At 65.9% G+C, this 22,555-nt stretch carries 24 protein-coding genes and 1 pseudogene; 4 read left to right on the forward strand and 21 right to left on the reverse strand.

Translation table 11 applies throughout. The annotated features are described in order from the left end of the window. From WMK75_RS10995 to WMK75_RS11060, 14 genes are all read right to left on the reverse strand, one after another. Positions 1-440, reverse strand: a 440-nt coding sequence (locus WMK75_RS10995; RefSeq protein ID WP_347267721.1) for a tape measure protein, incomplete at its 3' end; no start/stop codon positions are given. Between the two features lie 44 nt (positions 441-484). Continuing rightward, positions 485-664, reverse strand: a complete 180-nt coding sequence (locus tag WMK75_RS11000; protein WP_347267722.1) for a hypothetical protein — start codon at positions 662-664, stop codon at positions 485-487. A gap of 80 nt (positions 665-744) precedes the next feature. Continuing rightward, the gene (locus WMK75_RS11005; protein WP_347267723.1) at positions 745-1,182 is read right to left on the reverse strand and encodes a hypothetical protein; all 438 of its coding nucleotides are present in this window, start codon (positions 1,180-1,182) and stop codon (positions 745-747) included. A 2-nt stretch (positions 1,183-1,184) separates the two neighbouring features. Continuing rightward, entirely contained in the window at positions 1,185-2,129 is a 945-nt protein-coding gene (locus WMK75_RS11010) for a phage tail tube protein (protein ID WP_347267724.1), read from the reverse strand. A gap of 24 nt (positions 2,130-2,153) precedes the next feature. Continuing rightward, positions 2,154-2,573 (reverse strand): acyl-CoA transferase, encoded by a 420-nt coding sequence (locus WMK75_RS11015; protein WP_347267725.1) that lies wholly within the window; start codon positions 2,571-2,573, stop codon positions 2,154-2,156. A gap of 60 nt (positions 2,574-2,633) precedes the next feature. Beyond that, positions 2,634-3,428, reverse strand: a complete 795-nt coding sequence (locus WMK75_RS11020) for a hypothetical protein (protein ID WP_347267726.1) — start codon at positions 3,426-3,428, stop codon at positions 2,634-2,636. A 55-nt stretch (positions 3,429-3,483) separates the two neighbouring features. After that, on the reverse strand, positions 3,484-4,113 hold the full coding sequence (locus WMK75_RS11025) for a DUF6441 family protein (protein WP_347267727.1): 630 nt from the start codon (positions 4,111-4,113) through the stop codon (positions 3,484-3,486). After that, positions 4,110-4,421 carry a hypothetical protein gene (locus WMK75_RS11030; protein WP_347267728.1) on the reverse strand — a complete coding sequence of 104 codons (312 nt, stop codon included), beginning with the start codon at positions 4,419-4,421 and terminating at the stop codon, positions 4,110-4,112. The genes WMK75_RS11025 and WMK75_RS11030 overlap by 4 nt, the downstream gene beginning before the upstream one ends. Next, the gene (locus WMK75_RS11035; protein ID WP_347267729.1) at positions 4,421-4,756 is read right to left on the reverse strand and encodes a DUF2190 family protein; all 336 of its coding nucleotides are present in this window, start codon (positions 4,754-4,756) and stop codon (positions 4,421-4,423) included. Before WMK75_RS11035 ends, WMK75_RS11030 begins: the two co-directional genes overlap by 1 nt. 77 nt (positions 4,757-4,833) lie before the next feature. Continuing rightward, positions 4,834-6,891: a prohead protease/major capsid protein fusion protein gene (locus tag WMK75_RS11040; RefSeq protein ID WP_347267730.1), complete on the reverse strand. Its 2,058-nt coding sequence runs from the start codon at positions 6,889-6,891 to the stop codon at positions 4,834-4,836. A 29-nt stretch (positions 6,892-6,920) separates the two neighbouring features. Then, positions 6,921-8,426 carry a phage portal protein gene (locus WMK75_RS11045; protein ID WP_347267731.1) on the reverse strand — a complete coding sequence of 502 codons (1,506 nt, stop codon included), beginning with the start codon at positions 8,424-8,426 and terminating at the stop codon, positions 6,921-6,923. Then, entirely contained in the window at positions 8,426-8,635 is a 210-nt protein-coding gene (locus WMK75_RS11050) for a hypothetical protein (RefSeq protein WP_028030714.1), read from the reverse strand. The genes WMK75_RS11045 and WMK75_RS11050 overlap by 1 nt, the downstream gene beginning before the upstream one ends. 2 nt (positions 8,636-8,637) lie before the next feature. Next, positions 8,638-10,641, reverse strand: a complete 2,004-nt coding sequence (locus WMK75_RS11055) for a phage terminase large subunit family protein (RefSeq protein WP_347267732.1) — start codon at positions 10,639-10,641, stop codon at positions 8,638-8,640. Then, positions 10,589-11,149 carry a hypothetical protein gene (locus tag WMK75_RS11060; protein ID WP_347267733.1) on the reverse strand — a complete coding sequence of 187 codons (561 nt, stop codon included), beginning with the start codon at positions 11,147-11,149 and terminating at the stop codon, positions 10,589-10,591. The genes WMK75_RS11055 and WMK75_RS11060 overlap by 53 nt, the downstream gene beginning before the upstream one ends. A gap of 109 nt (positions 11,150-11,258) precedes the next feature. Between WMK75_RS11060 and WMK75_RS11065 the strand changes: the two genes are divergently transcribed. The 3 genes from WMK75_RS11065 (at position 11,259) to WMK75_RS11075 (ending at position 13,925) form a co-directional block, all read left to right on the forward strand. Then, on the forward strand, positions 11,259-11,486 hold the full coding sequence (locus tag WMK75_RS11065; protein ID WP_347267734.1) for a hypothetical protein: 228 nt from the start codon (positions 11,259-11,261) through the stop codon (positions 11,484-11,486). An 89-nt stretch (positions 11,487-11,575) separates the two neighbouring features. Then, positions 11,576-12,148: a DUF3489 domain-containing protein gene (locus WMK75_RS11070; protein WP_347267735.1), complete on the forward strand. Its 573-nt coding sequence runs from the start codon at positions 11,576-11,578 to the stop codon at positions 12,146-12,148. A gap of 634 nt (positions 12,149-12,782) precedes the next feature. After that, complete coding sequence (locus tag WMK75_RS11075) at positions 12,783-13,925, forward strand: hypothetical protein (RefSeq protein ID WP_347267736.1); 1,143 nt, start codon at positions 12,783-12,785, stop codon at positions 13,923-13,925. 154 nt (positions 13,926-14,079) lie between these two features. Here WMK75_RS11075 and WMK75_RS11080 read toward each other — a convergent pair whose 3' ends face one another. The 4 genes and pseudogenes from WMK75_RS11080 to WMK75_RS11095 form a co-directional block, all read right to left on the reverse strand. Continuing rightward, the gene (locus WMK75_RS11080) at positions 14,080-14,304 is read right to left on the reverse strand and encodes a hypothetical protein (RefSeq protein WP_347267737.1); all 225 of its coding nucleotides are present in this window, start codon (positions 14,302-14,304) and stop codon (positions 14,080-14,082) included. Beyond that, a complete protein-coding gene (locus WMK75_RS11085) occupies positions 14,301-14,855 on the reverse strand; it encodes a hypothetical protein (protein ID WP_347267759.1) in 555 nt (184 codons plus the stop codon). Before WMK75_RS11085 ends, WMK75_RS11080 begins: the two co-directional genes overlap by 4 nt. Before the next feature lie 139 nt (positions 14,856-14,994). Then, positions 14,995-15,564 (reverse strand): annotated as a pseudogene (locus WMK75_RS11090) (DNA cytosine methyltransferase); the annotation flags it as partial. After that, complete coding sequence (locus WMK75_RS11095) at positions 15,506-16,879, reverse strand: ParB N-terminal domain-containing protein (protein ID WP_347267738.1); 1,374 nt, start codon at positions 16,877-16,879, stop codon at positions 15,506-15,508. The gene WMK75_RS11095 and the pseudogene WMK75_RS11090, both read right to left, overlap by 59 nt. Before the next feature lie 613 nt (positions 16,880-17,492). Between WMK75_RS11095 and WMK75_RS11100 the strand changes: the two genes are divergently transcribed. Continuing rightward, positions 17,493-18,434, forward strand: coding sequence for a hypothetical protein (locus tag WMK75_RS11100; RefSeq protein ID WP_347267739.1), 942 nt, complete (start codon positions 17,493-17,495; stop codon positions 18,432-18,434). Here WMK75_RS11100 and WMK75_RS11105 read toward each other — a convergent pair. From WMK75_RS11105 to WMK75_RS11115, 3 genes are all read right to left on the reverse strand, one after another. Beyond that, positions 18,428-18,853, reverse strand: coding sequence for a DUF6362 family protein (locus WMK75_RS11105; RefSeq protein WP_347267740.1), 426 nt, complete (start codon positions 18,851-18,853; stop codon positions 18,428-18,430). The genes WMK75_RS11100 and WMK75_RS11105 overlap by 7 nt on opposite strands. Positions 18,854-19,042: 189 nt before the next feature. Next, positions 19,043-19,564 carry a hypothetical protein gene (locus tag WMK75_RS11110; protein ID WP_347267741.1) on the reverse strand — a complete coding sequence of 174 codons (522 nt, stop codon included), beginning with the start codon at positions 19,562-19,564 and terminating at the stop codon, positions 19,043-19,045. A gap of 435 nt (positions 19,565-19,999) precedes the next feature. After that, a complete protein-coding gene (locus WMK75_RS11115; protein WP_347267742.1) occupies positions 20,000-22,555 on the reverse strand; it encodes a VapE domain-containing protein in 2,556 nt (851 codons plus the stop codon).

Genomic DNA, 22,555 nt, shown 5'->3' on the forward strand with positions numbered 1-22,555 from the left:
GCCCGCGCGCCCGAGACCACCATGGCGTTGTTCAAAGCCTCGGTGAAATCGAGGCTTTCCGCCGTCGTCAGCCCCAGTTCGCGCAGGGCCGTGGCATTGGCGAGCCAGGATTCCGTGGTCTGCCCGAGGCTCGAATAGGTCCGCCGCGCCATGGCAGCGAGCCGGTCCATGACCGCCGCGCCGGCTTCCTGGCTGCCGGTGGCAAGATCGACACGGCTGCGCAGGTCGGTCCACTGGTCGGCATAGGCGACGAGCTGGCGGGTGCTGATCGCAGCACCAAGGACGCCCATGACCCGCCGCACCACCGCGCCGGTAATGTCGGCCTGCCGCTCGATCCGCTTGAAGTTGCTTTCGCCCGCATCGCCGATGCCCTGGAACTCGGCCTTCACCTGTCGGCCGCCCTCGGCGACGAGGCGGACGGAGACCTTCTTCTGTGCCATGGCTCATTGTTCCTGACGCGCGGGAAGAGGCTTGCGGACCGGATTCATCGCCCCGGCCCCAATGACGACCGGTCACTCGCCGCCATCTGTTCGTTGAGCTTCCTGACCATCACGGCCTCGATCTCGGGCAGGCATTCGGCGGCGATCAGCGGATTGACCCCGAGCGCCCGCGCCATGGCGAGGGCGGCATTCATATCCCAGCCGATGACGGCGCCACCGCCCATGCCGGCGGCGATGCGAAGCTGTCCGGTCAGGCGCTGCGCCAGATCCCAGACCTGCCAGCCGTCCAGCGTGAGGGGACGGTTCAGCCGCGCCGGGCAGTCCGGGCACGGGCCTTGGCAGGCCGCGCAGTAGGCGTCGCCCCCGCCGAAGTGCCACTCGGCAAGGGCGATGAGGCGTTTTTTTCCGCGTCCAGCATCAGATGCGGCGCGAGGCAGCGGGCTTGGAACGCCTCGAACACCGGCCAGATGTCCAGAAGCGCATCGATCCCTTCCGGACTGACGGGGACGGGATTGCCATCGGCATCGCCGACGCCCTCCCAGCCGGTGAGCACGCGGCGGGCGACGGCTTTCGCCATGACCAGCGCCTGCACCTCCTTGCTCGCCCCCTGGGGCAGCGACTCGACCGCTGGGTCGTTGCGCGCCGCGACCATGATCGCGGTGGTGACGGGCAGGACATGCAGGCGCAGGCCGGGGGCGAGATCGAGCCATTTAGGCGTGGCGGACAGATCGAGACGGATCATGGTCAATATTCCTCGATGTCGTTGATGAGGGTGACGGTGCACATCCGCCCGAGCGTGGCATCGCGCGCGGCCTGCCAGTCGAAGCTGGCCTGAATGCCCTGCGGTCCGCCGATCTCGATGCGCGGGCGCGGCAGATAGACAGCATGGACGGTGACGGTCAGGCTTTCGCCCGAGATGAGCATGTAGGAAAACTCCAGCTCGCAGGGTGTGCCGTTGATCGCCTGACTCACCAGCGTGCTGTCGGCGAAGCGCACCTCGGTGCGGCCGGTCAGCGCGGCAATCGAGGGATCGGCGCCGTCGATCATGCCGTCGGCACGGATGGTCTCGATCCGGTCGAGATTGTTGGCGTAGGTGATCTCGGTCGAGATCACGTTGCCGAGCGCGGTGCCGTTCCGTTTGATCGCGCCGTTGAAATGGCCGAAGCGGATCAGGTCGAGTTCCGCCGGCGTCCCCGCGCCGCTGGTCGTGGCAACCGTCTCGCCCTGCGCCGCCAGCCGCGCGGTGGCGGTCAGCAGGCCCGAACGCTGCATCTGCCAGCTGAGCTGGTCCAGCACCACGCCGGAATACATCGCATAGCGCGGCACCTCCGGCATGGCGGTCTCGATTGCCATGCTGGGCAGGGTCCAGCCGCCGGAGTGGAAGGTATGGGTGAACGGTCCCGGCGCGGTGCCAGTCGTCGTCGGCGCGCCGAAACCCGCCTTCAGCCAGAAGCCGAAAGCCTCGGCGTCGATCGGCACGACCACATCGCCATCGGCGGTCACCGCATCCTTGACCGGCGCCAGCGGATCACGGCCATAGCCGAGCAGTTCCGAGTTCAGGAGCGGCTGCTCCGCCCCCAGCGAGGTGCTGGCGAAGGGCATCCTTGTGTAGCCGCTCGCCGGTGCGGTGCCATAGGTCGTCTCGAACGCAAGCGCCATCCGCGCCCGTGCCCCTTGCGCGCGTGCCATATTGATCTCCTGTTGTCGGTTGGGTCAGGCCAGTGGGTCGGCCGTCGAATAGTGCAGCACGACCGGAATGACGGCCGCCTTCAGGCTGGCCGTGCCATCCACCGGCAGATCGACCGGGCGCGGCGCTTCCGCCTCGACCCAATCGCAGAGCCCGCCCAGCGTGCGGTCGGCGGCGAGTGCCGAGCCGATGCTGGCGGTCAGCGTGTCGAAGGCGATGTCACGGTCGGCGCCTTGCACGACCGCCTCGATCTCGGCCCGGTGCTGGTAGTGGTAGCGCAGGGGCGACAGCGTGACCTCCGGCTCCCCCGGCTCCCCGTCGCGCAGGATCAGCAGGCCCTCGGCCGGCACACGCTCGGGCAGCACGTCACCCCGCAGCGCGGTGGCGGGCAGCGCCGAAAGCCGCGCATGCAGCGCGGCGAGGATGGTTTCGCGTGGGGTAGGCATACCAGTTACAGCTTTGGGTCCATGTTTTGACGCTATGGTTACCCGCAGGGGGAGAGGTTCTTACTCGAACCAGCCACTGTCATCAAAGAAGTGATCTACCAGTTTCAAATTCGTCGGAGTTTCGACCTTTGCCTCGAAGACCATCCAAAATGGAAAGTCATGAGATATTTCCGCTGCATCATTTTTTGGGCCATATTGCAGCGTCACAGGAGCAATGCCCGAGAACCGCACCCGCACATTCTCAGCGGAGATCGAAACTATTTCGACCTCGTCATCATCTATCCAAAGATCGACTTCATAGCCGCGCCCAGAGAGTGAGCTAATAGTGTCAAAGTTTTCTGTAACAAGCGCGTTCATCATGGACTCGTACACGCTTTTCTCGAGGGCGTTTTGAACTGAACTGCGGCACTCAGAGAACGAGATCAAGAGCCCTTCCAACGCGCCGACCGCTTCGGCGATAAAAGCATCAATCGCTTCTGGATCTTGTTGTAGGGTTTGCGGACGTACATGCGTTGCCTTGTTCAGCTCGGTGATCGCATCAATAGCTTCCTTGTGAAGCTCGTCGACATTTACCCCCAAAGAAGCGATGAATTCGTCCGAGAACCCTCCCTGTGTCGCATATGTCGCGCGCTGACGCCGAGTAACCGTTGGCGTATCTTTTGCTTGCTCGAACCAACTGCATTTCCGGACTTCTTCATCTGGGGCCAGCGTGTGCAGAAGGTGACCGAAGAGTTCACGCAAGCCAGCAGCAGACAGGTGCATCCGCACAGGATTTTCCGTGTCTTGAGCTGCCCGTAGGCTTCCAGACAACAAGTCCCGGGACAAATCATCCGGTAGAAGATCTTGCAGGTCCATTGCTAGGTAACTCCGATCCACTCAGCAGAAAGTATTTGTAAAGCAATAGCCTGCTTCATGCCTTGGTTTCTAGCCAGTTCACCACGATCAGCCCCGGCACGCTGTCCAACGCCCGATCCGCATCCCGCGCTAGATCCAGCCGTTTCGGCAGCTTGACCTGCGGCACCAGCAGGAAGATCGGCGCGGTGACCTTGCCGCGCCCGGTCTTCGAGCGCGACACCACCGCCTGACCCTTCGTGTTCAGCCGCCCCTCGGCCACCAGCAGGCTCGGCCCCGTGCGGCGATAGACGAACCGCAGGCGGAGGCCACGGCGGCGCTCCCATTCGCCGGGCGTGATCCGGCCGCCACGCAGCGACTTGCCTGCGGCAGGCAGCGGGATGGCGAGCCAGAACCCATCCTTGGAACGGATCAGCGGGCCGGCGTCATGCGCGCCGATGATGACCGGGGCTTGGGACCAGACGAGCGCGGCGGCGTCGAGGCTCTCGCCAGACTTCGGAAACGTCTGGCTGCGGATCGTGTTGGCGAGCCGCGCGCCGAGCCCTGCGCCGGCGACCTGCAAGCGCCACGCGGCCTTCAGTCCGGTCCCGGCCTCGCGCATCGCGGCGGTCACGGCGCGTTCTCCCGCCGCCACCTCGGCCTGCATCATCGCGACAATGTCGGGATCGATGTCGAGCTTCAGTTTCACGCAGGCCTCAGATCGACGGTCCAGACGAGCTGATCGCGGTCGCGGACGGGCTCGCCCTGAATGAGAAAGGCCTCGCCATCGATCTCGATCCGGTCGCCGGGGCGTGGGTTCGGAACTTCGGCGACGCGCAGGTCGATGCGCGTGGTTTCGGACCAGAGCCGTGCATCGCCGAAGTCGGTGATCGCATCGGCCCGTCGGGCGACGACGCGCACCGGAACGGGCGTGCCACCGTCTGCGATGTAGACCGCGTCCCGCCCGATGTTCGGATCGGCGAAGAGCGCACTGAGCGCGGCAGCGAAAGCACTCATCAGAAGCTCGCGTTCAGGCGCACCCTGCCGATGGTGTCGCTCGCGCCGCTCGCCACGGCCTCGACGGCCACACCGATGAGCGTGTTATCGGTCGAGACGGTCGTGGTGCGCTTGTTGGTATCGTCCCAATAGACCTTCGCGCCGACGGTCCAGGCCTGCGAGCCCACCTTGGTGATGTCGAAGACGCCGACGAGGGCGGTCTCGACGGGTTCGCCGCTGGCGGCAGTGCCAGCGGCCACGCCGAAGATGGAGCCGACGAGCAGGCCCTCGCCGGAGACGACGGCATAGGGCGCGGTCAGGGTGATGGTGTTGCCGGGCTGGACGTAGTTTTTCATCGCGAGGGTCCTTTCGGAAAAGCGAAGGGCGGCCCGTCAGGACCGCCCGGATGTCTGGGTTCAGGATGGGACGCGCGTTACGCGCCCGGGTTCTTGTAGAGGCCACGCCAGTCGATAGCCTTGGCGCCGAAGTCGAGGCGGCACTTGATCTCGACGCCGTCGACGTCGAAGCCGTTGCGCGTCTCGATGTAGGCGCCCTGCTGGCCCTCGAGATAGGCGTACTCGATGGTGTCGATCTGGTTCGGGCTGGCCGCCAGATACCAGGCGGTCTCGCTGGCGGCGTCGAGCCGGGGCTCGCTGATCGGCGCCAGCGTGCGGATCGACTGCGGCACCACGTTGCCGCTGGACGCAGGCACGAGGTTCTGGGCGACCAGCTGCTCGGCTTTCAGTTCCAACGAGGCGGGCACGATCAGGAAGGCGGGGCGGACGTTCAGCACCGTCTTCTTGTCGAGGCCGGTCTGCTTGGCCATCGCGGCGCGGGCTGCGCCGACACTGGTCACGTCCAGCGCCGCACCGGTGCCCGCGAGGTTCTTGTGGTTGGTGTGGAAGAGCGCGGTGCCGTCGGCCATCGCCGGGTTCGAGGTGATGATGCCCCAGACCACGTCCGACTCCAGCTGGGCGATGGAGTTGCCGTACATCGCCGGGATGCGGGTGAAGGCGTCGAGATCGTCGTTGATCAGCGTCTGGCGGGTGATCGCGACCACCCGGCCATAGGTCTTGACCTTGTAGCTCTCCTTGCTCTCGCCGAGCGTGCCGCGCTTGAACTCGCCGCTCTCGCCGACCTCCAGAAGCTGCGGGGCTTCGCCGAGCTGCACCCGGTGCATCGCCTTGAAGTCGGTGGCGAGCACCTGGCGGCAGAACAGCATGAAGGTGCGGGGATAGGCCTCGTAGGCCTGCCGCAGGGTCTTGTTGGTCACCGCCGACAGGATCTCGGGGAAGTCCGAGGTCGAATGCAGTGCCCGCGTCGCCACCTCGTCGCGCGAGAGGCCGCGCGTGTTGACCCCGGCATTGCCGAGGCTTTCGCGGGCCAGTTCCAGCAGGGTCATGCCGCGATACTGGCGGGCGGCGTCCTCCAGCTGGAACAGCGTCGGGCTGTAGCGGTGCAAGAGCGCGTTCGCCACCGCGTCGCGGCGGGTGATGCGCTCGTCCCGACCGCCGAGCGGGACCGAGACATGCGGGAAGGTCCGGGTGTCGTCCGACTTCCCGGCGACCTGATCGAGGATGAGGCGGCGGGACTCGTCGACGCTGACGCCGCGCCTGACCAGATCCTCGGCGAAGCTGCGTTCCAGGCTGAGCCGGCCCGCCAGATCGTAGATGGTCGAGACGCGGTCGCGCTCGGCCTCGCGGGCGCGGGTCGCGACCGCCTCGGTGTCGGGCGCGGGCGTTGCCTGCGTCTTCGGCTGCGCGCGCGTCTCGCTGGCCGCGACCTTCGGGTCGGGCGCAGCCGCTTTCGGCTCGGTCATGGTGGTGTCCTCGGTCGCGACCGGCTCGGTCGGCTGTTTGGTGGTGGTGGCGTTCGCGGCTTCGCTCGCCGGGGTCTGGGGCTGATCGGTCATCGGGGATGCTCCTTGCTCTGTGAGGGCGTCCCGGCGGTGAAGGACGCAGTCGTGAAGATCGTTGTTGGCGCGGAAACCGGCGGCAGGATCGGCCCCGACCGGCACGGCGGAGACCTCGAAGGGCGTCCAGTCGACCGCCCGCCAGAGTTCGCGCCCGCCATCGGGTTTCGAGACATCGAAGCGGTGGACCTGGTACCCGATGGAGACCGCCCGGATGTGCCCGGCCTGGATGTCGCGCCAGATCGGCTCGACATCGGCGCGCTCGCTGATCCGCACCTGCGCGATGCCGCGACCATTCTCGATCCGCGCCGATCCCGGCACGACCGAACCGATGACGGCGTCGAGCGTGTCGATCTCATGCACCTTCAGGAAGGGCGCACCCGCATTCAGCCGTTCCAGCCGCACATGGGCAGGATCGAGGCTCAGTTCTTCGTCATAGGGCTCGCCGAAGAAGCTGGCGCGGCGAACGCGCGCGCCCGCCGACCAGATCACCTCGACGGTGCGGGCGTCACTGTTGACGCTGTTCGGCGCAAGCTCCGCCGACCGGCGCAGGGCCGGCAGTTCGATCATCGTGTCCATGGATCAGTCCTGTTGGGCGGCCTGTGGCCTCAGTCGGTTTCCGCGTCGGCGGTGGTGTCGTCGGTGGCCGGATCGCTGGTCTGGGCGCTGCCGGTCTTGGTGACCCGGCGCGGATCACTGTCGAGCACCAGCCCCAGCTCGTCGAGCCTGGCGTTGGTGGCGGCGATTTCCGCCAGCACCGCATCGGGATTGTGGCCCTGCCGGGCGATGGCCTGCGCCAGCGTCATGGTGCCGGAGCGGATCGCCAGCAAATCGGCCATGGCGTCCTTGTAGGGATCGACCGCATCGAACTTCGGCGGCGACCATTCGACTGGCACGTCCGGTGTCGGGATCTGGCCCGCCGCCCATGCGGCCTCAAGGAACCAGCGCCACACGGGCGCGCAGAACATCGGGATGAAGAGCTGCCATTGCACGGCGTCGATCTGACGGCGGAACTCCACGAGGCCGGCGCGGATCGAGGAATAGTTGACCTGGCTGAGATCGCCGGTCAGCAGCTCGTAGGGCACCCGGAAGCCGGCCGAGATCGTGTGCAGGCTCGCCCGCTTGTATTCGCCGTAGCCGCCGGTGGCGGCGGGCTGGTTGAAGCGGATGTCCTTGCCGCCGCGCGCATAGGCGATCAGCCCGGGCTCGAACTGCTCGACCCGATTGCCGTCGGCATCAACCACAGCGGGTGCGATGCCCTGCTGCGCCTCGTCATCGCCGAAAACGATGGCGGTGACGCAGGCCTCGGTCTTCTTGCGGACGAGTTCCGCCACCTCGTAATCGTCGAGATCGCGCAAGCTGCGGATCACCGGCGCGCCCCAGGGAACGCCACGCGCCTGCGTGCGCTGCTTCTCGTAGACATGGGCGATCTCGCTCGCCGGGACCGGTCGGCTGTCGAAGCCGCCGCGCAGCGCGCCATGGGCATCGCCGGGATGTTCCGGGTGCAGCCAGTAGGCCCGGCGCTTGCCGACCGGGTCGAATTCGATGCCCTGAACGATGCGGCCCGCGCCGATGTTGCTGGTCCTGGTGGCGTCAAGGAAGTCAGCCTCCAGCACCTGAAGCTGCAATGGCACCGGAAGACCGTCCGAAGATCGCCGCAGCCTGCGGCGCACCAGCACCTCGCCCGCCTCGACCATCTCGCGGCAGATCAGCGTCTGCAGCCCGTAGAAATCGAGCTGGCCGTCGGCATCGCAATCCGCCGTCCAGCGTTCGAACAGGGAATCGACCTTGCGGTCCAGCGTCTCATTGCCACTCGCAGCGCGCGGCATGATCCCCGCGCCGACGATGTTGTTCACCAGCACCGCCACGGCCTTGGCCGCATGCGGGTTGTTGCGCACCAGATCGCGCATCCGGTCGCGCAAGAGCGCCCCGGCGACGCCGATTTCGGTGTCGGCCGAGGATCCCGGCGCGCGCCAGCCCTCCGTCCGCCGTCCGCGTGCGGCGCCATCGTAACCGCGCGTCAGCGTCTCGAAGGCCTGACGCGCCATCACGCGGCGGGCCGCCATGCGCGGGGCTACGGTCGCGATGGCGTGATCGAACCAGGTCGCCGACATCACCGGTCCCCGCGCGAGAAGCCCGCGAGCCCCGCGACCGGCAGCGGCCGTGTCGTGCCCGCGATGGCGCGCTCGATGGTCCGGATGCGGGCGAGTAGATCCTCGGCCGAACCATAGTCCACCGACTTGCCATCATAGCTGACGCGGGTCGTGCCGCTGGCATAGGCCCGGCGCAGCGCCGAAAGCTCGGTTTCTGTCCAGTCGGTCATGTTCAAAACCATCCTTCGCGCCGCCCGAGCCAGTCGGAGCGGCGCTTGCCCTGCGGGGCCTGTCCCGGCCGGTTGATCTGCCCGGCGGGATCATCGTTGGTGGGTACGGCCCCGAGCTGATCCTCGAGGTCGCGCCATTTCTCGTCCGGCCAGCGATCCGCGCCCGCGATCCAGGCGGCGGCGCGGGCATAGACCCGGCAATCCAGCGCCTCGTTGCGCTCGCGCAGCTTTTGCCATTCCAGCTTGGCGAAGCCGCGTTTCGTGCGCACCGTCACCAGCTGCTCGGCCACGACCTGCTTCAGCCACTCGCTTTCCACCCATGTCGGCAGGTGGATGGTGCCGGGCGGGAAGGCCGCGCCTTCTGCGCGTTCCTCGGTCGTAGGTCGGTCGAGCCGCAGGAAGCGGTAGGTCTCGGCCTTGAAACTCGACACCGCCACAGTCCAGAGCCGCGCCCCGCGCCGCAGGCGCTTGCCGCCCTCGGTGGCGTCGACGAAGGTCGGTCCCGAGACCGGGCTCGACCGGTTGAAGCCTTCGAAGCCCTTGACCGGCGACACCTGTGCAAACCCTTGGGCTCGCGACCAGGAATAGACCGCCGGGGCCTCATAGCCGGTGTCGATGGCGAGCCGCGCGATGCGCAGATGCGCGCCGCCTTCGTGCGGCCAGGAGCGGTCCAGCAGCGCGGTCAGGTCGCCCCAAGCCTCGTGCCGATCCGGTCCGCCCTCGATCACGACGTGATCGACGAGCCAGCTTTCCAGCCCGCGACCCCAGGCCCAGACATCTATCTCGATCCGGTCCTTCTGGACGTCGGCCCCGGCGGTCAGGAACAACCCGCCCGCAGGCACGATGCCGGGCTTCCACGCCTCGCGCCGGTCATAGAGCCGTTGCCAGTCCGGCGCTTCGCCACTCTCGACCCATGTCTCGCCGAGGATCGTGTTGCGGAAGGCCTTTATTGCCTCGTCCGACCCTTGGGCCGCCTCCCAGCCGCGTGCGATCCGGGGCCAGCTGAGCCAGCCCACCGGCGAATAGAGCGCCGAGAGATGGTATCCGACCGTGGTCGGATCGGCGGCGGTGGCGGTCGCCCGCCATTCGCCAGCCTCCAGCATCGCCGTCTTGTGGTGCTCTGCGATTGCCGCGTCACAGCCCTCGCAATGATATTCCGCCGTTTCCGGCTTGCCCTTCTGCCACCGCAGCCGGTCGAACTTCAGCCATTGCATCGCACCGCAATGCGGGCACGGCACGAAGTAGCGTCGCTGATCCGACGTCTCGAACTCGCGCTCGATGCGCGACAGCCCCCGGATCGTGGGCGTCGAGACCAGCAGCACCTTGCTCCGATGCGCGAAGGTCAGCGACCGGGCCTCGGCCAGCGTGACCGGATCGCCTTCCTCGTCGGCAGACGCGGGATAGGCGTCGACCTCATCGAGGAAGATGTACCGCGCAGGGGTCGAGCGCAGCCCGACCGCCGAGTTCGCGCCGGTCATGATCAGGATGCCGCCTGCGAACTCCTTCGACAGCATCGTGTTGCCCGCATCGCGGGATCGCGCGGGCTTCACCCGGTCCCGCAGCTCCGGGCTCTCTTCGATCAGCGGATCGATCCGCTGGCGCGAGTTCCGCTTGGCCAGTTCCACCGTCGGCTGGACCGCCAGCATCGGCCCCGGGGCCTGGTGGATCACAAACCCGATCCAGTTGTTCCCAGCCTCGGTCGCCCCGACCTGCGCGGCCTTCTGGAACACCACCCTCTGCGTCCGATCGCCGGGGCTGAGCCGGTCCATGATCTCCCGCATGTAGGGCGTGCGCACGGTGCGATAGCGCCCCGGCTCGGCCGAGGCGCGGCCCGACAGCATCCGGTGCCGGTCCGCCCATTCCGAGACGGTCAGGTCCGGGTCGGGCCGCAGCCCCGCACCCCAGCTGCGCAGGATCTCCGCCGCGCCGTCGAAGTCCGTCAGGGCATCATCGTCACCGGAAGTCGGGCCGGACCTCGGCGAGTTCGTCGAGGTGGGCACGGACATATTTCTCCAAGGCCTTCTGCATGGCGGCAGGCTCCACGCCGAGATCGGCCGCCATCAGCGCCGCCGATCGCGCGGGCCAGTTGACCCATGCATCCCGTGCCTCGCGAGCGAGGCGAAACACCAGCGCCAGCGCCCGGGCCCGCTCGATCAATTCCCCCTTCAGCTTCTGGAGCCGGATGCGCCGCTCCTGCGCCTTCAGTACCTCGTTCGCCGTCTTCGCCTGCATGAAGGTCATGCCGCCGCCGGGGATCGGCGCGGCGAGGCCCTGTTCGCGCAGCGCATCGCCGACGGCGGCCACCGCCGCCTCAGGCACGGGCTTCAGTTTCGGCGCGGGCGGTTTGCGGATCTTCGACGGGTCGGTGGTTTCCGCCCGTCGCCGGTCTGAGCCTGCAGCGTCGATGGAGCCGTCGGGGAACAGAACCAGCCGCTCGGCAGCCTTCGCCTTCTGGATCGCGCCGCGCGACAGACCGACATGCGCGGCATACTGACGCTCGCTCATGCCCTGCATCGACGGCTCCGATTATCATTCAGAAACAGGTGCTTATTGAGTTGATAAGCATCGCGGACAGAGGGAACGTCACTCCAACGAAGCGATCCAACCCGACCAAGGAGCCACGATGGTGACCCGCCACGCACAGGACAACACGAAAGCCCTCGACGCCTTCCTCGCCGCCAAGTTCGAGATCGACGCGATGCTGGAGCGGCTCGCCGCCCTCAGCGCGGACCATTTTGAGACCAGCCCCGACGAGATCAACTGGGGCCATGTCGGCACCCTGAACCACTACCGCGCCAGGCTGCGCGAGATCACCGACAGCGCCTTCAGGGAAGGCGAACACGCCGAGTGAGGCGAACCACTCCGGGTCTCGCCCGCCGACTGGCGGGCTCGGCCTCGTAGAAGGGCTCGCATCCCGCGCGCCCTGATACGGAGACCACGATGACCCAGCTTTCCGACACCCAAGCCATGATCCTGAGCGCCGCTGCCCAGCGGCCCGAGCGCATTGCCCTGCCGCTGCCTGACAGCCTGCGCGGCGGTGCCGCCGCCAAGGTGGTCGGCTCGATGCTCGCCAAGGGCCTCATCGAAGAGGTCGACGCCAACCTGCGCCGGGGCGAACCCGTCTGGCGCGAAACCGGTGACGGCCACGGCGTCACGCTGGTCGCCACCGACGCAGGGTTCGCCGCCATCGGCATCGAGCCGGAAGGCACGACCACTGCGCCTGCGGGCGCGACGGAGGCGCCGACCGAAGGGCGCGCGCCGAACACCTCCACCGAGACCGAGGCCGCCCCCAAGGCGCGCACGCCGCGCGAGGGCACCAAGCAGGCCGCCTTGATCGCCATGCTGCGCGCGCCGGACGGCGCGACCATCGAGGAGATCATGGCCGCGACCGGTTGGCTGTCACATACGGTGCGCGGCGCGATGGCCGGGGCGCTCAAGAAGAAGCTCAGTCTCGAGGTGACCTCGCAGAAGGTCGAGAACCGGGGGCGGGTCTATCGGCTTCCCGCCGCCTGACCCCCTGACCCCGAAACAAGCTGATGGCCGCCGTCCCACCAGGGCGGCGGATCCTCGATGGGGCAAGCTCAGCTAGGCCTGCTGCCGGATGACGGCATCGAGCTCATATCGACGCACGCTGCGGGGCGCATAAACGATGGCTTTCGCATTCCACTGTTGTCGCAGCGCGGTGGGGCCTCGCGGCTCCGCGGGCATTCGGTTCGGCCTAAGACGAGTAACCCGGAAAGTGCGACATTGCCGCTTCTTAGAGTGTCGGCGCACTGTCGTTGCCCGCGCGGCACATGTTAGTGATACCCATGCGGATGATCAGAGTCGCGATAAGGGCGACGGGTAGAGTCTTGAAGAGTGCAAGCAGACAGTCGACAACGGCACCGAAGAGGGCCCTAGCTTCCGAGTTTTCGTCGGCTATGAAGGCTTGCACGCGCGGGTCGGCACAAACGGCGGTTCTGATCGTGCCCCACTCCGCCGTCAGCCAGGCACGCCCGCGCCTGATCAGCTCCCGCGATGAGGGTCGGCCCGCCCCGAAATCGTCCGACGTCACCGTCCGGCCCAGCTCGCGGTATAGGTCCTCATCCGACATCCCGGCCAATGCCACAAAGTCTAGATCTTCCATATTTTCACATCCGGCAACCATATGACCAAGACGCAGGACACTGACTTCCAACGCTTTGTCAAGCGGTACGGGAGTCCCATCAATCCAGACCTCGCCACACATGCAACTTTCTTCAGTCCGAACTTCGCATTTTTTAGCGGGTTGAAGCGCCAGATCAAGCTAAAGCCCGATCAACACGCTCCCCATTTGGAGTTCGGGTTCTGCATGGTGAAGGACTATCCGAATGCCGTTGTCGGACGATCCGGCGACACATACTGTGCGCTGATCTATCACATGTATCTTCCGGCTCTGCTCGAGGTCTATGGGATCCTGTTGTCTCACCCCGAGATCGCGCCGAGCCTCGGGGACAGAGACCGGGAAACCGCTCGGCCGCATCATCGCCGCGAGATCGCCTGGGGATTTCATCAATGGACGGACAACTTCCGGCACGGCCGGACGTGGCACGACGCGTTCACAACGTACGCTCCGGCCTGCCCTGAACGCCAGTCTCTCGTCGTTTTCATGACCAACATTGCCCTCCGCTTCCTGTGGCTGCACGAAACCGCCCACGTCCTAGACGGGCATCTCGAGTACCAGCAGACGGTGCACCGCCGCTCAGAGATGATCATGCATTTTCGTGATGATCGGACGGCGACAGAGATCGTGAAGAAGGAACTATCGATCCTCGAGATCGCCGCCGACAACCTGGCTATTCAGTATCTGCTGCAATCGATCCTCGACGGCGGCGAGATCAACTACCCGGCGTGCATGAGCGGTGCGGGCACCGACGACAAACTTTACGTGCACCTTCTGGCCCTAGTGTTCTTGTCCTGGTATTGGATGGGACGGGAAGCGCAGATTGCATTCGACAACGGCGTATCCGAGAGCCGGTTCGGCTGGGACAGTTATCCGAGCCCCACCGGACGGCTGATCAAGATGGTGGCGACGTTTCGCGATACGGTAACACGAATCTGGCCTGGCTGCGGCTCGGACTTGCAGCGCTGCCTCGATCGCCTCGAAGCGGATGTCGATGTTGTAGCGGCCCTCGGATCGCATTATGAGATACTCCGAGTGGTCAAGGTGCCCGATCAGGCTGCGCCGATCTTCTATAGGCCATTCTTGATTTCTGAAAAGTTCGTCAACGATCTCCGAGACCGCGTGCGTCCGTTTAGCCGCGTTCTCTAAGCAGCTTGCCCGCACGCCTGCTTAATCGTTGGGACCGTCAATGAGGGACCAGTGAGTGGCGTATATCTGGATGAAATGGAAGTTCAGGCAAGCTCGGCGAAAGCACGCATAGTCCGCCCAAGCAGGCATCAATGGCGCTGCGGCCCGAAATTCCTCAATTGATACTACGCATCCGGATCGCCTCGAACAGCCGCCGCAAGGCGAACGAACGGATGATCGACACGATGGTGAAGATGGCGCCCATCTTCAGGTTCTGCGCCAGCGTCGTGTGCAGCCCGAAGATCGGGAAGATCAGGATCTGCGTGACGACGGCGACGCCGTAGCCGACGGCGACATTGGCGACAGACTCCACCATCGACATGGTGCGCGACTGCTTCATGCCGCCACCTCATCCATCGGCCAGCAGCTGAGCTGCCAGAGTTCGCAGCGCATGAGCTGCAACCAGCGGGACGACGCCGTTGCCACAGAGGCGAAGCCGGTCCACCCGGTGGGCCAGCCCATCAGCGCCTCGACGAACAGCGGGTTCAGCGTCCGGCGCGCATTGGAGGTATCGCTCCCAGCCATCGGCGTCACCAGGACCTGGCGGCCAAGGAGCCCGTTGACCGGGGTGTTGGCAAGGCTCGTCGCCCCGTCCTTGTGATCGCGCGCCGTCGGCGTCATCCACATCCCCGCCGCGTGGGTCAGGTCGGCCGTCCGTCGGTTGCCCGCGCTCGGCTTGCAACCATCGTTCGCCATCGGCGTCGGCCAGTCCCGCGCCATCCGGTCCAGACACTTCTCGTCGCGCCTCGCGCCGCCACGGCTGCGGAAACTGTCGGCTTGCGGCGTCGGCCAGAGGCGGATCGCGTCGCAGAGCGTCACGCCGTCGTGATGCCGGCTCCGGGGATCGGTCCGTGCACTGGTCCGGTTCCGCCCGCTCTTGCTGTCGGTCACCGTGGCGGTCGGCCACCGCCGCAGCAGTTCCGTCCGGATGCCGCCACTCGACCGGGTTCCAGAGCAGGCGCGCGGGGTCGGCCAGTTCGTCCCCCTCGCGGATGGCGAGGATGAACAGCCGCTCCCGCTTGTGGGGGGCGCCAACTTCCGCCGCCGTGAAGAGGCCTGCCGCAAGCCTGTAGCCCATACCGACCAGTCCTCCGGCGACTTCGGGGAAGCCGAGGCGGAGATGATGGGCGACATTCTCGAGGAAGACGAAGGGCGGCTCGACCTCGCCGATGATGCGGGCGACATGCGGCCAGAGGTGGCGCGGGTCATCCGCACCCCGGCGTTTGCCCGCGACGGAGAACGGCTGGCACGGATAGCCCGCAGTGACGATGTCCATCGCGCCGCGCCACGGGCGGCCATCGAAGGTTCCAACGTCGTCCCAGAGAGGCGCGCGATCCAGGGCCGCGTCTTCCATCCGCGCCACGAGGATGGCCGCGGCGAAGGCGTCCCGCTCGACGTAACCCACAGCACGATATCCAGGGATGGCGATGGCGAGCCCGAGGTCGAGCCCGCCCGCGCCGGAGCAGAGGGAGAGGCCGAAGATGCATGCGTCTCCGGCTCCGGAAGCGCGTCCGGAGGAAGGTAAAGCCAGGCCATGCATGTCACGCGGCGGTCTTGCGCTTTCGCGCGGGTTGGGGGTCGGCGTCCGTGTCCGAGGCATCGGCGGGGACGTCAGTGTCGTCGCCCAGCCTCTCGACCCTTACAGCCGCGAAGGTCCGGCCATCGCCGTCGAGGATCGCCTCACGTCCGGTGTCCGCCTGCCAACGCTCCACGGCGACATCGACATAGGCCGGGCTGATCTCCATGGCATTGACGCGGCGGCCGTTGGCCTCGCCCGCCATGATCTGCGAACCGGAACCGGAGAACGGCTCATAGCAAAGCCCGCCGCGCGCCACATGCTGGCGCATCGGGATCCCGAAGGCATCGAGCGGTTTCGGCGTGGGATGATCGGGCCGCTCGTCCTTGGCGAAGCTCGGCAGCGCCCATGTCGAGGGCAGCGTTTCCTCGGCGACCTTCGGCGGGCGGTTCGGGCGGCGCCAGCCCATGAAGCAGGGCTCGTGCTTCCAGAGGTAATGCGAGCGGGTCAGAACCCCGCGGTCCTTCACCCAGATGATCTGCTGATGGACGAAGGCGCCAGCTTTTTCCCAGCAGGCTTCCAGCATCGCCTGGCGGCGCGAGGCGTGCCAGCAATACCAGGCGGCATCTTCGGTGATCGCTTCGGCGACGGCAGCGGCGATGAAGCCGTCGTAGAGTTCGGCACCCTGGCTCGAGTCGTCCCAGGTTACGCCATAGGACTGGCTCCAGTCCTTGTTGCGCGTGGGATGGTTCGAGCCGTCATAGTCCACGAGATACGGCGGGTCGGTCGCGAACAGCACCGCCCGTTCGCCGTTCATCAGGCGGCGGACATCGTCATGGCTGGTGCTGTCGCCGCAGAGCAGCCGGTGCTCGCCGAGGATCCAGAGATCGCCCGTCCGCGATGCCGGGTTGCGCGGCGGCTCGGGAATGGTCACTGGCGGCACGCTGGCGCCGCCACCTTCTTCACCGTCCCCCTCCGGCACATAGGCCAGCAGCTTGTCCAGCTCGCCATCGGAGAAGCCGACCAGCGACAGGTCGAAATCCTCGGCCAGCAACTCGTTCAGTTCGGCCGACAGCAGCGCCTCGTTCCAGTTGCCGAGTTCGGTCAGCTTATTGTCTGCGATGCGATACGCCCGGCGCTGTGCCTCGGTCAGATGGCCCAGAACGATCACCGGCGCCTCAAGCAGACCCAGCTGCGTCGCGGCCAGCACCCGGCCGTGGCCGGCGATCAGCTCGCCGTCCTCGGCCACGAGGCAGGGCACGGTCCAGCCGAACTCGGCCATGCTGGCGGCGATCTTCGCGACCTGGTCCGCGCCATGCGTCTTCGCGTTCTTCGCGTAGGGCTGCAGGCGCGCAAGCGGCCATTGCTCAATCCGCTCGGGAGCGAAGGCGAGGGTCATGAAGGATCCTGTCGATGATGGGGCAGCGGCAATCGGCGGCGCCGTGCGGTGGCTTCCGGCCGGTGGAGTCCACCGGCTTCCAGCTGGATTCCGGGGTCCAGGGTATCCACCCCGGAGTCCACCAGAGAAGGCGCTGTTATTGCGTGGTTATTTCAGGTTGCGCGGTGGCTTCCGGACGGGGTGGCTTCCCAAAAATCCGGCCCTGTCGCTGGCGATGCGCCGCGCTTCGCCCGCCAGCATACGAAAACGCCCAGGAAGGAACCAAGATATCAAAGGCTTGGCAGTTCGGACCCTCACTGGTCCCCTCGCTGGACCCCGGAAGCCAGCGACGCGGCCTCTGCCTGCGCGCTCCTCTCCCGAGCATATTGAATCTGTAGCGTCCTGGACGCGATCTGTCTTGGCATCCGGTGTCTCGCAGAAAATCGTCTCACGCACGCAATCCCTATTGACAGCGTCACTATATATCCGCGCCCGAACCAGTCCTCGCACAACATCTCGTTTACGGAGGGCGTCACATCTGATATGTTGCCACTATGTTCTGATGTGCGCGATCAGCGGCAAGTCAATGGATGACGCGCGGCATCCGCCTCCCTTAGACGGCAAGGAAATCACTATGAAACCGCGCACTATCAAGACGTTACCAGTGAAATTCGACCAGAAGGAAATCGGCCAAGGGGTGCTCGACTTGGGCATCGAGAAGGATGCCGAGATCAATGGAATCGGAATGGGGGTGTTGTCGGATGGAACACCCTACCTGAACCAGCGCGGGCTTGCCGCGCTTTGCGGCGTTCAGAACGCGCATATCGGCACCATCAGTTCGCAATGGAACGAGGCCGATCCAAAGCCGCGGATTCAGTCGATCAAGGCAATCCTGTCAAAGATTGGCCTCGAATTCCCGGCCGCGCATGTCGAAGTTCCGCACAATGGCGTGGTGCACTATTGCTATCCGGCTGAAGTCTGCCTCGCCATTCTGGAGTACTATGCATTCGACGCCGGGGCGAATTGCCAGCCCGAAGCGCGTGACAATTTCCGGATCCTCGCCGGAACGAAGCTGCGGGAGATGATCTACTCGCAGGTCGGGTATGACCCGACCGGCAGAAACCGTTTCGACAAATGGCACGAGCGTCTTGCGCTGAACTATCAGTCGGCCCCTCGGGGCTTCTTCAGCGTCTTCAATGAGGCCGAAACGCTGATTTACGAAATGATCGTGGCAGGAGCGCCCGTCGACGAAAAGAACGTCATCGACATTTCCATCGGCCGCCACTGGTCGAAGTTCTGGGACGAGAACGGTTTCAACGAACGGTTTGGTGACCGCAACAAGTTTCCGCACCGCTATCCGGACAGCCATCCTCAGTCGAAGTCGAACCCGCAGGAAGCCTGGTGCTACCCACTCGATTCTCTGGGTGCGTATCGGGAATGGCTCCAGGACCATTACATCGGTGGCGGAAAGTTTCGTGCGTACATCACGGAGAAGGCGAAGAAGGGCGCAATCACGCCGTCCATCGCTCAACTTACGATCACCGCCATCGAAACCCCTCAGATTTCCGGCTACTGAGCTGCTCGGCTGATCACGAAGTCAATCGACCGCTTCGTCGGCACGCGTTTGCCGTTCAGACGCCAGACGATGACGGCGATGCCATACTGCCAGCGCCGGTTGGCGGTGGCGCGGCTGATGCCCAGTTCCCAGCAGATCGGCTTCCATGGCTTGCGGTTCGCCCGGAGCCACACAAGGCGCGCGTCGGCCGGGTCCAGCCAGCGCAACCAGAGCAGCGCGTCGTCGGCTTGGGTGATGTCGCGCGGGCCGGGCTTCGGCCGTCGCATCCGAGGTTCTTGGCCGACCTGATCGGCGAAGCTGTGAAAATACTCGGGCCAGGCGTTGAAGTAGCCCTGCGGCTTTACCTCCGGCAGCGACCGGAAGACATCGGCCGCGCTTTCAAGGCGCGCTTCGACCATGGCGGGTGTCCAATCACCCATTGGCCACCTCCCTTGGCTCGACACGCGGGCCGTAGAGTTTTTCACCCAGTTGGCGGACCAGTTCCTGCTCCGGCCAGGTGAGACGCGGGTCATCGATGGAGACGGCCAGCAGACCATGGTCGTGCCAGCCTTCCTGCTTGACGCGATCTGGATCACGCCGGGTGCCACCATAGCCTCGGGGATACCACCTCACGCGACACCCCCGTTCGTTTCGATCGCCCAATGCAGGATGGCGATGGCATCCGCCTCGTTGTCATCCGCGGGGCTGAACCCACGCGCCCGCGCGGCCGCAATCATCGCCTCCTTGTCGGCGTTGCCCTTGCCGGTGGCATGGCGCTTGATAGTGCCAACCGGAACGCCCTCATAGGGGATGCCGCGGAGTTCGGCCCATGCCGTGAGCGTGGCCATAAGCCCGCCATAGACATGGGCCGCGTCGGTGCCGACATGGCGGCGGACTTCCTCGAACCAGATCGCAGCGATGGGGCCTGATAGCCGGTCGACCTCGGTCAGCCAGTTGGTGAAGCGAAGATACCGCATACCGCCGCCGTCGAACCGCCCGGGGCGAAAGGACGTCGTGCCAGAGGTGATCAGGCCGTCATGGCCACGCAAGGCCCAACCTGTCGTTGTCCCGAGGTCGATGGCAAGGATGCAGGACGTGGAAAGGCGCCCCTGTTCGAGGTGCAGATCCGCAGTCTGGATGGTCGGCGTCATGTTGAAGGCTCACCTGAAACGTGGGCCTTCGGCTTTGGTCATGGGCAGAGAATCATGACACACGCACCCATTCAAGAAAAATGCGCCAGACGATACTTCTGTCCCACCTGCTCGTGGGGTGTCCCACTTGCCGATCAAAGTGGGACGCCAGATTTTCCTTTCAAAACAAGGCGCGTCCCACCTGTCCCACTTGTCCCACCTTTTTCCCTACGTCGCATGAGGAAGAATGAGGTCGAGGGGGATGTATGTGCTCCATATGGGAAAGAGAGAAGTTGGCGGTCCAAGTGGGACAGGTAGGACAGGATTGATTTGAAATGGTTTTTTCTGTCCCACCTTGGGCTTGAAGTGGGACAGGCCGCGAAGTGGGACAGCGGCAAAACGAAAAAGGGCACCCGGTTGGATGCCCCCTCGATGCCTGCCACGGCCATCGCGACGTCAGCCGCGCGGCGACCTGCGGTAACGCCATTCGCGGGTCGCACCCGCTCCGCTGCGGTATCGCTCCCAATCCCGCGACTTCAGCCAGGCCCCCACGCGCATCTGGTCGCCCTTGGTCCATTTCGCGGGCTCGATGCCGAGCGCGCCTTCGAGGATTTCGCCCACCGACACGTCGTGGATCGGCTCGGGACGTTCGAACTCTTCATCCTGCCAATCATCCCAGCCCGCATGGCCGCGATTGACGCTGCGGGTGTCGTGGGTCAGCCAGCGGTCGATCCGCGCGTCCCAGGCATCCGCCTGGTAGCGTGCCTCCTGCGCGGCGGCGGCTTCCGAAAGGATCGCCGGATCGTCGATCCACCAGATCGCGCCTTCGCGGAAGCGATGAACGGCTTCGGCCCAGAGTTGATCCCGGTCACGGGCGATTGCGGCGATGTCGATGCTGCCACAGCGTAGCGGCCAGAAGCGGCGATTGCCGGTTTCGTCGCGCAGATAGGTGTCGGGGTTCACAGTGCCCGCGAAGACGCATTGGCGTGGCACTTCAACGGTGTAACGGCCATAGGGCGGACGGAAGCGGTCGGTAGTGCGGGTCAGAAAGGCCTTGATGCGCGAGACCTCGGCCCGGCCGATGGCGTCGAGTTCGGCAATTTCCACGATCCAGACGCCCTGCATGTGAATGGCCGCGTCCTTGGACCCAAGCTCTGGCAGCTCGTCGGTGAACCATTCCTCGCCCGCCAGCACCTTGATTGCCGTCGATTTGCGCGCGCCCTGCGGCCCTTCGAGGATCAGCATATGATCGGCCTTCACGCCGGGCCGATAGATCCGGGCCACGGCCGAGATCAGCCAGAGTGCACCGATGGTGTGATGGAAGGCTGTCGGCGCGGCGCCGAGATAGGTGCTGGTCCAGGTCTCGATCCGGGGCGTGCTGTCCCATTTCAGGGTGTCGAGCCAGTCGCGAACCGGATGGATGCGCATGTCGCGGGCCACCGCGCCGACACCACGGCCGACAACCATCGGGGCGACGTTCAGCCCGCGCAATTGCAGCCACTCGGCCGTGCGCACATCGTCGGCATCGTTCCAGGGGCGCGGAAAGCGGATGGCCGGGTCATCCCACGGCAGCGGCTTGCGCACCACGATACCTTGGGCGAACTCGTCGAAGGCCAGGAGCCCTGCGAATACCGGATCCGAGGACAGGGCGATGATCACATTGGCCTCGTTGCGCTCAGCCGTGCCGGACAAATCCTGACAGAGCCGCCCGAACCAGGCAGGGCGCGCGATCCTGCCCTGCGGATCGCCCGTCGCATGCACGCGGCGGCGCAGTTCCGTCAACTGCTTGTCGAGGATCGACATGGAGATGCCGGTCGCAGTCTTGATCCGGGCGAGGATCTGGCGTTCGGGCAGCGGATCTAGCCGGGCCAGCGCAAGGCGGCCGAGAAGGCTCGAGAGCGCGGCGAATTCGGGCGGATTGGTCAGCGCCTCGGCGGCGGCAATCAGAGCGTCCGGATCGCCAGGCGCCGAAGCCGCCACTGTCGTCATGGCCTCAGTGCCGACCGGCTCGTCGGTCGAAATATCCCGGCGATAGTCGGCCGCACGCGCTCCGCGCATCAAATCGTCGTTGAAATCGTCGCCATGGAGCGGGACCACGATCTCGTTCGGAATGTCGGCCCGGTTCAGGCGATCTGACAGGGTCGCAGCGGCTTGACGACCTGCGTCGCCAGCATCGGCGTAGATCGTGACCCGTGTGGTGCCCGCCGGCCACTGAAACCGCGCGAGTCCATCGGCAGAGAGCGCCGCCCAGACGGCGGTGCCGAACAGGGCATGCGCTGCCAACGCTGTCTCGATGCCTTCGGCGATGCCGAGGTGGCCGTCCGCAGGCATGGCGAACAGGCGCACGGCTGCTTCGGCAACCGAACCCAGCATCTTCTTTCCCGCAGGTGCCTTGGTGCTGCCGTCGTCCAGCAGGAAGGTCCGGTGGATGCCCTGCGCGCGGGTGCCATCCGCCAGGCGTGGCAATGCGATCAGCCCCGGCCAACCGCGTCGCGTGTCGAAATCCGGCAGGTCGGGGTGGAACAGCAGATCCGGGCATCCCGGATCGGCAAGGCCGCGGATGCGGAGGTAGGTTTCGCCGGGCGTGCCAGCGAGAGGCTGCGCGCCATCGACCAGCCGGGCAATCTCGCCGGTATGATCGGGCTTCGCGCGCGCCGCGTTTCGGGGCGCGGGATGATCCATCCCGGCAATCCGCGCCGCTTCGTCGAAGAGCGCGCCATCGCAGAGCCCGGTCGCCTGCGCGATCAGATCGATGGGCCCGGCGCTTTCGCCGGTGGCATAATCGAACCCCCAGCCCGCATAGGGCCCGTCGAGGTGGATGGTGCACGACCCTTCCTTGCGCGGTGGGCGGCCGGACAGGTCGGCACAGCGCAGGCTGCGACGGTCGCGCGCGATCCTTGCCTCCGGAAAGATGCCGGGGAGCCAGTCGCCAGCGGTCGCCGCCAGCCGGTCCTTTACGGCCGCCAGATCGTGGCGTGCTTTCGGCGCGCCGACATCGTTGAGATCGATCAT

The sequence above is a fragment of the Paracoccus sp. (in: a-proteobacteria) genome (genome assembly GCF_039808215.1).
Lineage (GTDB): Bacteria > Pseudomonadota > Alphaproteobacteria > Rhodobacterales > Rhodobacteraceae > Paracoccus.

Coding starts and splice junctions, on each gene's coding strand:
- WMK75_RS11000 (WP_347267722.1), bottom strand. CDS start 664: ATGGGCGGTGGCGCCGTCATCGGCTGGGATATGAATGCCGCCCTCGCC.
- WMK75_RS11005 (WP_347267723.1), bottom strand. CDS start 1,182: ATGATCCGTCTCGATCTGTCCGCCACGCCTAAATGGCTCGATCTCGCC.
- WMK75_RS11010 (WP_347267724.1), bottom strand. CDS start 2,129: ATGGCACGCGCGCAAGGGGCACGGGCGCGGATGGCGCTTGCGTTCGAG.
- WMK75_RS11015 (WP_347267725.1), bottom strand. CDS start 2,573: ATGCCTACCCCACGCGAAACCATCCTCGCCGCGCTGCATGCGCGGCTT.
- WMK75_RS11020 (WP_347267726.1), bottom strand. CDS start 3,428: ATGGACCTGCAAGATCTTCTACCGGATGATTTGTCCCGGGACTTGTTG.
- WMK75_RS11030 (WP_347267728.1), bottom strand. CDS start 4,421: ATGAGTGCTTTCGCTGCCGCGCTCAGTGCGCTCTTCGCCGATCCGAAC.
- WMK75_RS11035 (WP_347267729.1), bottom strand. CDS start 4,756: ATGAAAAACTACGTCCAGCCCGGCAACACCATCACCCTGACCGCGCCC.
- WMK75_RS11040 (WP_347267730.1), bottom strand. CDS start 6,891: ATGGACACGATGATCGAACTGCCGGCCCTGCGCCGGTCGGCGGAGCTT.
- WMK75_RS11045 (WP_347267731.1), bottom strand. CDS start 8,426: ATGTCGGCGACCTGGTTCGATCACGCCATCGCGACCGTAGCCCCGCGC.
- WMK75_RS11050 (WP_028030714.1), bottom strand. CDS start 8,635: ATGACCGACTGGACAGAAACCGAGCTTTCGGCGCTGCGCCGGGCCTAT.
- WMK75_RS11055 (WP_347267732.1), bottom strand. CDS start 10,641: ATGTCCGTGCCCACCTCGACGAACTCGCCGAGGTCCGGCCCGACTTCC.
- WMK75_RS11060 (WP_347267733.1), bottom strand. CDS start 11,149: ATGCAGGGCATGAGCGAGCGTCAGTATGCCGCGCATGTCGGTCTGTCG.
- WMK75_RS11065 (WP_347267734.1), top strand. CDS start 11,259: ATGGTGACCCGCCACGCACAGGACAACACGAAAGCCCTCGACGCCTTC.
- WMK75_RS11070 (WP_347267735.1), top strand. CDS start 11,576: ATGACCCAGCTTTCCGACACCCAAGCCATGATCCTGAGCGCCGCTGCC.
- WMK75_RS11075 (WP_347267736.1), top strand. CDS start 12,783: ATGACCAAGACGCAGGACACTGACTTCCAACGCTTTGTCAAGCGGTAC.
- WMK75_RS11080 (WP_347267737.1), bottom strand. CDS start 14,304: ATGAAGCAGTCGCGCACCATGTCGATGGTGGAGTCTGTCGCCAATGTC.
- WMK75_RS11095 (WP_347267738.1), bottom strand. CDS start 16,879: ATGACCCTCGCCTTCGCTCCCGAGCGGATTGAGCAATGGCCGCTTGCG.
- WMK75_RS11100 (WP_347267739.1), top strand. CDS start 17,493: ATGAAACCGCGCACTATCAAGACGTTACCAGTGAAATTCGACCAGAAG.
- WMK75_RS11105 (WP_347267740.1), bottom strand. CDS start 18,853: ATGGGTGATTGGACACCCGCCATGGTCGAAGCGCGCCTTGAAAGCGCG.
- WMK75_RS11110 (WP_347267741.1), bottom strand. CDS start 19,564: ATGACGCCGACCATCCAGACTGCGGATCTGCACCTCGAACAGGGGCGC.
- WMK75_RS11115 (WP_347267742.1), bottom strand. CDS start 22,555: ATGATCGATCTCAACGATGTCGGCGCGCCGAAAGCACGCCACGATCTG.